We start from the raw sequence: 12,521 nt of genomic DNA, 5'->3' as shown, positions 1-12,521 counted from the left end.
GTGCCGGGGTGCCCACGATGCCGGCCGTGCCGCCGCAGCCGGGCCCTGCGGCCCCGGCCCCGCAGGCACCCCCGCCGACCGCCGCACCGGGCCGGGCACCCGCTCGTCGTACGGCCTTCGCGGAGGGTTTCGACCAGCTGCGCGCGGCCGCCACCACCGAGCCGGGCCGGCTGCGCATCATCGGTGCGGCACTCGCCCTGCTCGTCGTCCTCTTCGGTGCGGTGACCGCCTGGCAGACCAACGACCGGGCCGCCGCCGCGGACGACGTGCTGCACAAGAGCCAGCCGCTCAGCAGCGCAGCCGCCGACATCTACCGCTACCTGGCCGACGCCAACACCGCGGCCTCCAGCGCCTTCCTCGCCGGCGGCCAGGAGACGACCGCCTCCCGCGAGCTGTACGAGAAGGACATCGACCTGGCCGCGGCCGGTCTGGTCAGGGCCGCCTCGAACTCCGACCCGGACTCCCCCGCCGCGAGGACCGTGGCCGAGCTCAACACCCTGCTGCCGGAGTACAAGGGCCTGGTGGAGCGGGCCCGTACGTACAACCGCCAGGGCTTCCCGGTCGGCGGCGCGTATCTGCGCTACGCCAACGAGAAGATGCAGGACCAGATGCTCCCGAAGGCGCAGAACCTCTACACGAGCGAGAACCAGCGGCTGCGCGCCGACTACGCCGACGCCACGCCCTACCCGTGGGCCGCGATCGGCCTCGGCGTCCTGGCGCTCGCCGGGCTCGCCTGGGCCCAGCACCGCAACTACCGGCGCACCAACCGGGTCCTCAACCACGGCCTGGTCGCGGCCACCGCGACGGCGACCGTGGTGCTGCTGTGGCTGGTCGTCGGGCACACCGTCGCCCGCGCGGGCCTCAACGACTCCTACGACCACGGAGTGCGCTCGCTCAACGTGCTGCACGACGCCCGGATCGCCTCCCTGAAGGCGCGCGGCAACGAGAACCTCACGCTGGTGGCCCGCGGCGCCGAGACGATCACCAAGAAGAACGCCCAGGGCGAGGACGTCACCTACGACGCCTACGACTACGACTTCGACAAGGACATGGACGCCCTCGGCAAGGGCCTGGCCCAGGCGTCGAAGCTCGCCGACGACAGCAGCGGCAAGCAGCCGGTGACCGCGGCCGAGGGCAACATGGCGGTGTGGAAGCAGCGCCACACCGCGGCCCGCGAGCAGGACGACAACGGCAACTACGAAGAGGCACTGCTGCGGGTCATAGGCCCCAAGGGCGCGACGGGTGAGTGCTTCGACAGCGTCGACGACAACCTCGCCAAGGCCCTGAAGCAGGAGGAGGCCGAGTTCCAGCGCTCGGCGGGTGACGGTCTGGGCGCGATGACCGGACTGTCGGCGGGTGCCGCCGTGCTGGCCGTCCTGGGCGCGGCCGGCGCGGTGCTGGGCATCGGGCGCAGGCTGTCGGAGTACCGGTGAGAGGGGGCGCGACAATGCTGATACGGATGCGTGGACGTGTGCGGGCCGGCCTCAGGGGCTGGGGCGGCGTCGGGGCGATGGCGGCCGTCTGCGCCCTGGTCCTCGGCTTCGCCTGCGCACTGCTGCTGCCGCTGGCCCAGTCGCGCGCGGACGGCAGCCCGGGCACCGGCGGCCCGGGCCTGACCCGCGCCGACCAGACGGCGGACGACAAGCCGTGCGACAACCCGGCGATCAAGGCGCACCCGGAGGAGCAGACGCTGTCCCCGTCGAGCGCGGACGGCACGACCATAGACAAGATCAAGGCCCGCGAGGGCGCGAAGCGCAAGCTGATCGTCGGCGTCGACCAGAACAGCTACCGCTGGGGCTACCGCAACCCCAACAGCGGGCCGAAAGCCGACCTGGAGGGCTTCGACATCGACCTGGTGCACCGGATCGCGCAGGACATCCTCGGTGACCCGAAGGCCGTGCAGTTCAAGGCGATCCCCACCAACCAGCGCATCCCGGCGATCCAGAAGGGCCGGGTCGACATGGTCGTGCGCACGATGACGATCAACTGCAAGCGCCTGGCCGACGTGGCGTTCTCCGCGCCGTACTTCAAGACGGGGCAGCAGGTCCTCGCCCCCAAGTCCTCGGACATCAAGGGCTACGACGGCACGCTGGCGCACAAGAAGATCTGCACGGCGGAGGGTTCGACCGCCTTCAGCCAGCTGGACGAGGACAAGAGGGCGGGGAAGCTCGTCGCCTCCGCGGACCTCAGGACCACCGTGCCCAACCAACTGGACTGTCTCGTCAGGCTCCAGCTCGGTGAGGTCGACGCCGTGGTCACCGACGGGGCGCTCGCGGCAAGCCAGGCCGCCCAGGACCCCACCGTCGAACTGAAGGGCTCCCCCTTCACCACCGAGTACTACGGCGTGGCGATGAAGAGCGACGCCGACGACCTGGTACGCCGGGTCAACCAGGTCCTGGTGGACTACCGCAAGGACACCACCGACGGCTGGCAGGCGTCGTACGACAGGTGGCTGTCGGCCACACTGGACAAGAGCTCGGCGAAGTCGGAGCCGCCGCCACCGAAGTACCTGCGCAAGAACTGACGCATCGTCACAATCAGACAACCACCCAGCAACACTTCAGCAGCGAGAGGTGATCGATGGGCGTCACGGGACCCCCTGGGCCGGTGATGGACCGGGACGAGGTGGACCGTGCGCTGGCGCGGCTCGGCGCGGAGCACGAGGCGATCGAGACCTCACTCCTCGCCCTTCAGGACCACGCGGGCCGCAGGCTTCTCGAGGGCGCCGAGCTCACCGGGGTCACCAAGGAGCGCTGGGAGTCCGCCGACGCGTCGATCACCCTGCTGTGGGCGTACTTCGACGCGTACTCGGACGCGCTGCACTCCGCCCGCGGGATCCGCTCCCGCCGCCGCTGGTCCAGCCGCGAGGACCTGGTGGAGCTGACCGAGCTGCTGCGCGGCGAGTCGGTCACGGTCGCGGGCTCGGCGACCGCCACGGCCAACGCGCCCACCCTGCACGGCAATTCGGGCAAACTCAGTGAGAGGTTCTCGCTGGTGACGCTCGTGGAGCGGATGAACGAGCTGTACGCGACGAGCCTGGACATGGTCGTCGCCGCCGACGCGGTGTGGTCCGCACTGCCCGCCCGGATAGACCTGCTGTCCGCCGAACTCCAGCGCACCCGCCGGCTCGCGCACTCCGTCGGCGTACGCCCCGGGGAGCACCCGTCCGGGGACGACCTGGAGCGCATCACCCGCACCCTCACCTCGCTGCGCGAGCAGGTGATCTCCGACCCGCTCGCCTTCTGGCAGCCCGCGCCGGGAAGTTCGGCCCCCGGCGGCGGAAGACCGGACACCACGGCGTACGACCGTGAGGCGCGCGCCCTGGAGGACGTGCGCCGGGAGATCGACGCGGTGCTCACCGTCCGGCAGGACGCCGAGGCCCGGCTGGTCAAGCTGCGGGACGTGCTCTCCCGCGCGGACCGCACGCTCGCCGAGGCCCGCCTCGCGCGCGGTGAGGTCCTCGCGAAGATCGCGGCCACCGAGGTGCCGGTCGTCAGCGGACCGCCGACCGCTCTCCAGGAGCAGCTGGCGACCGCCGCCGAGTACCGCAGACACGCCCAGTGGCACCGCCTGTCCCCGCTCCTGGAGTCCCTGGAGCAGAAGGCGGAGGACGAACTGCTGCGCGCCCGCGAGTCGTTGACCGCGGTCACCGCGCCGCTCGCGATCCGCGCGGAACTGCGCGGCCGGCTCGACGCGTACAAGGCGAAGGTCGCCCGGCACGGCCTGGCCGAGGACCCGTTCCTGATCGAGCGGTACGACGCGGCCCGGCGGATGCTGTGGAGCGCGCCCTGCGACCTGAGGGTCGCCGAACAGGCCGTGCTGCGCTACCAGCACGCGGTCGCCGAACTGCTGGGCGCCCCGCGGGTGCCGCAGAGCGGGCCCGAGGACCGGAGGGGGGAGTCGTCATGAGTCAGGAACAGCAGCCCTGCCAGCGGCCCGGCTGCGAGGGGACGTACGAGGACATGGGCGGCGGCGAGCTGTACTGCGACACCTGTGGTCTCGCACCGGTCCTCCCGGCCGGGGCGGCCCGGCCCGGCTCGTCGCGCTCCGGTACGGCGGGCGACGGCAGGGACTCGCAGGGCAGCGGCAGTGCGCGCGCCACCGGCCGCGGTTCCGCGCGGACGTCCTCGCACTCGTCGAAGTCACGGCGCTCGGTGTCGGGACGGCTCTCGCGCTCGGTCTCCGGGAAGTCCACGGGCCGCTCGGTGTCGGTGCGCGGCTCCGGCTCGACCGCCGGTTCGACCGGGCGCGGCCGGCTCGGCGCGGGGCTCGTCGAGGTGCCCGGGGTGCCGCGGCCCGACCCGCGCGTGATGGTCCTGGAGAACCCCGAGGTGCCCGAGCGCAAGCGGTTCTGCTCGCGCTCCGACTGCGGTGCCCCGGTGGGGCGTTCACGCGGGGAGAAGTCCGGGCGCACCGAGGGCTTCTGCACCAAGTGCGGCCACCCGTACTCGTTCGTGCCGAAGCTGAAGTCCGGCGACATCGTGCACGGCCAGTACGAGGTCGCGGGCTGCCTCGCGCACGGCGGTCTCGGCTGGGTCTATCTCGCCGTGGACCGCGCGGTGTCCGACCGCTGGGTGGTCCTCAAGGGCCTGCTGGACACCGGCGACCAGGACGCCATGGCCGCCGCGATCTCCGAGCGGCGCTTCCTCGCGGAGATCGAGCACGCCAACATCGTGCGGATCTACAACTTCGTGGAACATCTCGACCAGCGCACCGGCTCGCTCGACGGCTACATCGTCATGGAGTACGTCGGCGGCAAGTCGCTGAAGGAGATCGCCAACGGCCGCCGTTCGGCCGACGGCAAGCGGGACCCGCTGCCGGTGGAGCAGGCGTGCGCCTACGGCATCGAGGCCCTGGAGGCACTCGGTCACCTGCACAGCCGCAACCTCCTGTACTGCGACTTCAAGGTCGACAACGCCATCCAGACCGAGGACCAGCTCAAGCTGATCGACATGGGCGCGGTGCGCAGGATGGACGACGAGGAGTCGGCCATCTACGGCACGGTGGGCTACCAGGCGCCCGAGGTCGCCGATGTGGGCCCCTCGGTCGCCTCCGACCTGTACACGGTCGGCCGCACCCTGGCCGTGCTGTCCTTCGACTTCCAGGGCTACACCAACGTCTTCGTCGACTCGCTGCCCGACCCCGACCACATCGAGGTCTTCCGCCGGTACGAGTCCTTCTACCGGCTGCTGGTGCGCGCGACCGACCCCGACCCCGCCCGCCGTTTCGCCTCCGCGCAGGAGATGTCGGACCAGCTGACGGGGGTGCTGCGTGAGGTCGTCTCCCTGCAGACGGGCCGCGCCAGACCCGCCCTGTCGACCCTCTTCGGCCCCGAAGTGCGGGTCACGGACACGGAGCTGTTCCCGAAGCTGGACGGGGAGGTGTCGCGGCTGGGGGGACGGGTGCTGCCTGCCCGGAAGGCCTCCCATGCGGTGGGCGGCGCGGGTGCCGAGCGGCCGGGCGGCGGAGTCCTCGGTGCCCCTCAGTCCCTCGTCAAGCCGGTCAACGCTCCCGTCGCCTCCCTCGCGCTGCCCGTCCCCCACGTCGACCCCTCCGACCCCAACGCCGGTTTCCTCGCGGGGCTCATGACCACCGCGCCCGCGGAGCTGCTCGGCGCCCTCGCGGCCGCGCCGGCCCCGTCGGCGGAGTCACGGCTCAGGCAGGTCCGCGCCTGGCTGGAGAACGGCGACGCGCACACCGCGGACGAGGCGCTGCGGCGGCTTGAGGACGAGCGGCCCGACGACTGGCGGGTGGTCTGGTACCGGGGCGTGGCCGCCCTGGTGACCGGCGACCACGAGGCCGCCGCGCTCGCCTTCGACGCGATCTACGACGCCTTCCCCGGCGAGCCCGCCCCCAAGCTCGCCCTCGGCCTGTGCGCGGAGGTGCTCGGCCAGCTCGACAACGCAGCCGAGTACTACCGCCTGGTCTGGTCGACCGACCCCAGCTATGTGAGCGCCGCGTTCGGCCTCGCACGCGTGCAACTGGCGACCGGGGACCGCCGCAGCGCGGTGCGGACGCTGGAGTCGGTGCCGGAGTCCTCCATCCACTACACCGGCGCCCGGGTGGCGGCCGTCCGCGCGCGGCTGCGTGGCCGCACCGCGACCGCGGGCGACGTACCCTTCCTGGACGACCTGACCGCCGCCGCCGGGCAGGTCGAGGCGCTGGACGCGTACGGACTGGATCCGGCGCGTCGCGAGCAGTTGTCGGCCGAGGTGCTGGGCGCGGCCCTGGACTGGATACTCTCCGGTGGCCAGGACTCCGTCGCCCCCGCCACCGGGGGACGGGCACTGCTCGGCAGCGGACTGGACGAGCGAGGACTGCGCTTCGGCCTGGAGCGTTCGTACCGCGCGCTGGCCCGTCTCGCGCAGCGCGGCGAGGAGAGGATCGACCTGGTGGAACGAGCCAACCGTTACCGCCCCCGGACGTGGGTGTAGTTGATGTCGCAGATGCCCCAGCAGACCGCCCTTTCGAGGTGCCCGAGCTGCGAGGAACCCCTCGAGTCGGGCGACCGTTTCTGCGGTGCGTGCGGATACGACCTGTCCGCCGTCCCGGCGCGGCCGGACGACAACCCGACCGTCGCCCTGAACGGCGCGCCTCCGGGCGGCCCCTGGCCGCAGGCCCCGCACCCCCCGGCGGAGCTCCATCTGCCGACCGACCTGCGGGCCGCCGCGTCGGGCGAGCACGAACTGCCACCGGTGCCGCCCCAGTCCGGCCCGGTGCTCGGGTCGCCGGTCTCCCCCGCCTCCGGCGTGCGCTTCGACCGGCCCCCGGAGCCCGACGAGTACGTCCTTCAGGCGCCCGACCCGCGGGTGGCCGCCCAGACGCCCACCCCGGCCGAGGGGACCAAAGTGTGCGTGGCCTGCCGCGCGGGCCGGGTCGACGACGACGGATACTGCGAGAACTGCGGGCACGCCCAGCCGCGTGAGCGCGACCACATGGAGCAGGAGATCGGCCCGATCGCCGCCGTCAGCGACCGCGGCCTGCGCCACCACCGCAACGAGGACGCCTTCACCCTCGGCACCAGCGTGCTGCCCGACGGCTCACCGGCCACCTTCGCGGTCGTCTGCGACGGCGTGTCCTCCGCGACCCGCCCCGACGACGCCTCCCTGGCCGCCTCCCGGGCCGCGGCCGACGCGCTGCTGGCCGCGCTGCCCCAGGGCACCCACCCCCAGCAGGCCCTGCACGAGGCGATCGTCGCCGCCTCCCGCGCGGTCAACTCGCTCGCCGGGGAACCCGCCACGGCCCGCGAGCACCAGCCCCACCAGAACGCCCCCGCGTGCACGATCGTCGGCTCGGTCGTCACCCCGAGCCTGCTGGTCGTCGGCTGGGTCGGCGACAGCCGCGTCTACTGGGTGCCCACGGACCGCAGTTCACCCCCGGCCCGGCTCACCGAGGACGACTCCTGGGCCGCGCAGATGGTCGCCGCGGGCCTGATGAACGAGGCCGAGGCGTACGCCGACGAGCGCGCCCACGCGATCACCGGCTGGCTCGGCGCGGACGCCTACGAACTCGACCCGCACACCGCTTCCTTCAAGCCGGACCGGCCTGGTGTGGTGGTGGTGTGCACCGACGGTCTGTGGAACTACGCGGAGGCGGCCGACGAGATGGCTCAGGCCGTGCCGGCCGACGCCGCCGCGCGCCCGCTGCACACCGCCCGGGTGCTGGTCGGTCACGCCCTGGACGGCGGGGGCCACGACAACGTAACAGTGGCCGTCGTCCCGTTCCCGACCCCTGTGCAGGGGGCAGGATCGGCCTGAGGCCGTACACGGGGAGGCCTCGGCGGACCGGAGGGGACCGGTCCGCGATCAGTCATCGCCCCATGGATGTGGGGTTCGCGAGGGGGATTTGAGTAGGCATGGCCAATTTCTCGAAGTCGAACGTGCCGCAGTTCGCGATGGACGTCTACCAGAACGAGTACCTGCCCGAGGGCGGCCGCGAGGTCAACGCGATCGTCACGGTGACCTCGACCGGCGGCGGCACGATCGGAAGCGCGGTCGGGGCCCCGCACCTCTGGACGGCGGGGCAGGGCCCCTCCGCGGCGGTCGCGATCATGGTCGACTGCTCGGGCTCCATGGACTACCCGCCGACCAAGATGCGCAACGCCCGCGACGCCACCGCCGCCGCGATCGACACCCTGCGCGACGGTGTGCACTTCGCGGTGATCGGCGGCACCCACGTGGCCAAGGAGGTGTATCCGGGGGGCGGCAGCCTCGCGGTCGCCGACGCCACCACCCGCGACCAGGCCAAACAGGCACTGCGCAGGCTCAGCGCGGGCGGCGGCACGGCCATCGGGACCTGGTTGCGCCTCGCCGACCGCCTGCTGTCCTCGGCGGACGTCGCCATCCGCCACGGCATCCTGCTCACCGACGGGCGCAACGAGCACGAGTCGCCGGAGGATCTCAAGGCCGCCCTCGACTCCTGCGCGGGGCGTTTCACCTGCGACGCCCGGGGTGTGGGCACCGACTGGGAAGTGAAAGAAGTCACAGGGATCGCCTCCGCCCTGCTCGGCACCGCCGACATCGTCGCCGACCCCGCGGCCCTCGCCGCCGACTTCACGCAGATGATGGAGACGGCCATGGGCAAGGAGGTCGCGGACGTCGCCCTCCGCGTGTGGACTCCGGTGGGCACCACCATCAAGTTCGTCAAGCAGGTCGCGCCCACCGTCGAGGAGCTCACCGACCGCCGCACCGAGGCCGGTCCGCGGGCCGGGGACTACCCCACCGGCTCCTGGGGAGACGAGTCCCGTGACTACCACGTCTGCGTCGAGGTCCCGGCCGCGAACATCGGCCAGGAGATGCTCGCCGCCCGGGTCTCGCTGGTCGTCCCGCAGCCCGACGGCACCCCGCAGAACCTGGGCGCACAGGGTCTCGTCAGGGCCGTGTGGACCGACGACATGGTCGCCTCGACGTCGATCAACCCCCAGGTCGCCCACTACACCGGCCAGGCCGAACTGGCACAGGCCATCCAACAGGGGCTGGATCTCCGCAAAGCGGGCGATATAGATGGAGCAACGGCCAAACTGGGCCGGGCCGTTCAGCTCGCGAACGACTCCGGGAACGCCGATACTGCGAAACTCCTTTCGAAGGTGGTCGACGTGGTCGACGCCACGACAGGTACTGTGCGACTGAAGGCGAAGGTCGAGGAGGCCGACGAGATGACTCTCGAGACTCGGTCGACAAAGACAGTTCGTGTAAAGAAGTAGACAGTTACCGACGTAGAAGTTCCCTGATCCGAGAGGGGGAAGCGCCGACATGCCGACCTGCCCGAACGGACACCAGTCGGGTTCCGACGACTGGTGCGAGGTCTGCGGTCACCGCATGGCCGGTGCCGTACCTCCGCCCCCTCCGCCGCCGCCCGGTCCGGGTGGAGGCGGCTACGGCTTCCCGCCGCCCGGCGGCCCCGGCGGTCCTGGGGGACAGCCCGGTGGACGTCCCCCGCTGTCCTCCGTACCGGACCCCGAGCCGGAGCTCTGCCCGCAGTGCCGTACGCCCCGTGAGGGCGGTGCGCCCTTCTGCGAGGAGTGCCGGTGGAACTTCCTGACGAACACGGCGACCTCGTACACCCCGGCCGCCCCGCGCCCGCCGGCCGGCTCCGGCGGCCCGCCCTCGCACTTCCAGCAGCAGGCGGGTCCCGGTCCGTCCTTCGGCGGCGGCGGTGACTCGTACGAGTACCAGGGCTCGCGCCCGTCCCAGGTGAACCGTCCCGCAGAACCGATCCCCTTCGGCTCGGAGCCGTCGGGCCGCTCGGGTCCGGGCGGCCCCGGCGGTGGTCCGGGTGGGCCCGGTGGTCCTGGCGGTTCGCAGGGCTTCCCCGGTGATCCGTCCCGCCCCGGCCCCGGCGGCCCCGGCTCCTCCGGTCCTTCCGGTTTCCCGGGCGGCCCTGGCGCGCCCGGCGGTCCCGGCCCCTCCGGTTACCCCGGCGGCCCCGGTCAGTCCGGCCCAGGTGGCCAGCAGGGCTTCCCGGGCGACCCCGGGCGTCCCGGTGCGCCCAACCCCTCCGGTTTCCCGAACGGTCCCGGCGGACCCGGTGGCCCCGGCCCCTCCGGTTTCCCCAACCAGCCCGGTCCGGGTGGTCCCGGCGGCCCCGCCGGCCCCGGCGGCTACGGCTACCCCCAGCCCGGCTCGTCCCAGGCTCCTTCCGGCCCCGGTGGCCCCGGCGGCCCCCAGGGCTTCGGCGGCCCGCCCACCCAGCCCGGCCCCGGCGGCCCCGGTGCGCCGCAGGGCTTCCCCGGCGACCCGTCCCGCCCCGGCCCGAGTGGCCCCGGCGGTCCGCCGCACTTCGGTGCGGACCCCTCCCGCCCGGTCCCGCCGCCCCCGGGCCCGACCCCGCCCGGCGGCCCCGGTGCCACGAGCGGTGCCCCGCAGGGCTTCCAGGCGCAGGGCGCCTCGGCCCCGCCCGCCTTCCCGCAGGAGACCAACCGGCGCCAGCCTGGTGGTACGCCCTACGGTGGCGGCGGCGCCGACGACTGGGTCCTCTCCCCGCCGTCCTCCAGCGGCCCCGGAGGTCCTGGTGGCCCCGGTGGTCCCGGCAACAACCCCGGCCCCGGCGGTTACGGCTACCCGCAGCCCGGGTCCACCCAGGCCCCGCCCGCGCCCCCCGGCCCGTCCTTCCCGCAGCAGCCGGCGACCTGGACGGCGACCATCGGCCCGGACCGCGACTACTTCATGGCGATGATGCAGCGCTCCGGCCCCGAGGCCGCGGGCCTGAACCTGCCCGCGTACTCCCCCGAGCAGCAGCGCCAGCTCACCGGCAACCAGGTCACCATCGGCCGCCGCCGGCACTCCACCGGTGACACCCCCGATGTCGACCTGTCGGTGCCGCCGGAGGACCCGGGCGTCTCGCACCAGCACGCGGTGCTGGTCCAGCAGCCGGACGGTTCCTGGGCGGTCGTGGACCAGAACTCGACGAACGGCACCACGGTCAACGGCGCCGAGGAGCCCATCACGCCCTTCGTGCCGGTGCCGCTCCAGGACGGCGACCGGGTGCACGTCGGCGCCTGGACGACGATCACGATCCGCCGCGGTTAGCCGCCCCGGCTGAGAACGGCCACGTCACCGGAGGGGCCACGCACACGGTCCCTCCGGGTCGTCCAGCCACGCCCATTCCCGGTCTCCGCTGACCGTGATGCCGTACCGCTCACGACGCGGCTGTCCCTCCCGCTCCCACAACGCGTACGCCTCCCGCGGTTCGAGGCGGCCGCGGCTCAGGACCAGCAGGAACCGGAACAGCTCGCTCTCCCGGGCCGGGCGCGGGAGAGCGTCCAGATCCGCGGGTCCCTCGTCCGGCCGGTCCGCGCCACGCAGCGGCACGAAGTAGGCGGGCGTGTGCAGGAATCGCCCCTCGGCGTGCCGGGCGTCCCGCACGGTCAGGGCGATCAGGCCGGTGGCGAGCGGGCTCAGGATGCGTGCGCCGGGGCGGCACTGGGCGAGCCAGGCGGCCGGGACCGAGGCCAGGGTGCAGGTGGCGATGATCCGGTCGAAGGGGGCGCGTTCGGGCACCCCGCGCGCGCCGTCGCCGGTGACGACGACGGGGTGGTACCCGGCGGCGGCCAGATGCCTGCGCGCCGCCTCGGTGATCTCCGGCTCCAGGTCGACGGTGGTGACGCGGTCGTCGCCGAGCCGGTGCGCGAGCAGGGCCGCGTTGTAGCCGGTGCCGGCGCCGATCTCCAGGACCCGGTCGCCGTCGCGTACTCGCAGCTCGGCCAGCATCATCGCCATCAGCGAGGGCTGGCTGCTGGAGGAGACCAGTTCGCCGTCGCGCAGCCGGGTGGCCAGCGGGGCGTCGGCGTAGGCCCCGCGGACCCACTTCTCCCGGGTGCGCCGGTCCGGGCTCTCGCCCCAGCGCCGCTCGTAGCCCCCCATGACCCCGACGTAGTAGTAGGGCACGAACAGATGCCGGGGCACCGCCTCGAAGGCCGCCCGCCATCGCGGGTCGGCGGCCCAGGCCCCGCTCGCGTCGATCTCCCGCACCAGCGCGGCCCGCGCCCCGGCGGCGAGTTCGGCGAGGTCCCTGTCGAGAGCGTGCGCGCCCATACCTCCACTCTGCACCCTGGGCGCAGGAGGTCCTAAGCCTTGAGTCCTCGTCCACCCCGTCTGAGACCATGGTGGACGTGAAAGAGATCCGGCGCGGCACGCTTCAGACGCAGACCTTCTACGAGCAGGTCGGCGGGGAGGAGACCTTCCGCCGCCTCGTCCACCGTTTCTACGAGGGGGTGGCCGAGGACCCGGTCCTGCGGCCCATGTACCCCGAGGAGGACCTCGGCCCGGCCGAGGAGCGCCTCACGCTGTTCCTGATGCAGTACTGGGGCGGCCCCACCACGTACAGCGACAACCGCGGCCACCCCCGGCTGCGCATGCGGCACGCCCCCTTCGTCGTCAACCGCGAGGCGCACGACGCGTGGCTGAGGCACATGCGGGACGCCGTCGACGAACTCGGCCTGTCCGAGGAGCACGAGACACAGCTGTGGAACTACCTGACGTACGCGGCCGCTTCGATGGTGAACACCGCCGACTGATCACCAC

9 protein-coding genes are annotated in these 12,521 nt (G+C 73.1%); 8 read left to right on the top strand and 1 reads right to left on the bottom strand.

Going from position 1 to position 12,521, the window contains the following annotated elements; genetic code table 11:
- Positions 1-17: 17 nt before the first annotated feature.
- The 7 genes from D1369_RS26685 to D1369_RS26655 all read left to right on the top strand — a co-directional run bounded on the left by D1369_RS26685 (position 18) and on the right by D1369_RS26655 (position 11,027).
- A complete protein-coding gene (locus tag D1369_RS26685) occupies positions 18-1,433 on the top strand; it encodes a hypothetical protein (protein WP_050789702.1) in 1,416 nt (471 codons plus the stop codon).
- A gap of 26 nt (positions 1,434-1,459) precedes the next feature.
- The gene (locus tag D1369_RS26680) at positions 1,460-2,524 is read left to right on the top strand and encodes a glutamate ABC transporter substrate-binding protein (protein ID WP_050789880.1); all 1,065 of its coding nucleotides are present in this window, start codon (positions 1,460-1,462) and stop codon (positions 2,522-2,524) included.
- Positions 2,525-2,580: 56 nt separating this feature from the next.
- Entirely contained in the window at positions 2,581-3,909 is a 1,329-nt protein-coding gene (locus D1369_RS26675; protein WP_007382089.1) for a hypothetical protein, read from the top strand.
- Positions 3,906-6,434, top strand: coding sequence for a serine/threonine-protein kinase (locus D1369_RS26670; RefSeq protein ID WP_007382090.1), 2,529 nt, complete (start codon positions 3,906-3,908; stop codon positions 6,432-6,434). The genes D1369_RS26675 and D1369_RS26670 overlap by 4 nt, the downstream gene beginning before the upstream one ends.
- Complete coding sequence (locus D1369_RS26665; RefSeq protein WP_007382091.1) at positions 6,435-7,757, top strand: protein phosphatase 2C domain-containing protein; 1,323 nt, start codon at positions 6,435-6,437, stop codon at positions 7,755-7,757.
- A 98-nt stretch (positions 7,758-7,855) separates the two neighbouring features.
- Complete coding sequence (locus tag D1369_RS26660) at positions 7,856-9,202, top strand: VWA domain-containing protein (protein ID WP_007382092.1); 1,347 nt, start codon at positions 7,856-7,858, stop codon at positions 9,200-9,202.
- 49 nt (positions 9,203-9,251) lie between these two features.
- Entirely contained in the window at positions 9,252-11,027 is a 1,776-nt protein-coding gene (locus D1369_RS26655) for an FHA domain-containing protein (protein ID WP_118082645.1), read from the top strand.
- 24 nt (positions 11,028-11,051) lie between these two features.
- Here D1369_RS26655 and D1369_RS26650 read toward each other — a convergent pair whose 3' ends face one another.
- On the bottom strand, positions 11,052-12,032 hold the full coding sequence (locus D1369_RS26650; protein WP_118082644.1) for a methyltransferase domain-containing protein: 981 nt from the start codon (positions 12,030-12,032) through the stop codon (positions 11,052-11,054).
- Between the two features lie 68 nt (positions 12,033-12,100).
- Between D1369_RS26650 and D1369_RS26645 the strand changes: the two genes are divergently transcribed.
- Positions 12,101-12,514 carry a globin gene (locus tag D1369_RS26645; RefSeq protein ID WP_031052899.1) on the top strand — a complete coding sequence of 138 codons (414 nt, stop codon included), beginning with the start codon at positions 12,101-12,103 and terminating at the stop codon, positions 12,512-12,514.
- The last annotated feature ends 7 nt before the right edge of the window (positions 12,515-12,521 follow it).

The organism is Streptomyces sp. CC0208 (assembly GCF_003443735.1).
GTDB lineage: Bacteria > Actinomycetota > Actinomycetes > Streptomycetales > Streptomycetaceae > Streptomyces > Streptomyces sviceus.
This window is presented reverse-complemented; position numbering and strand designations above follow the sequence as displayed.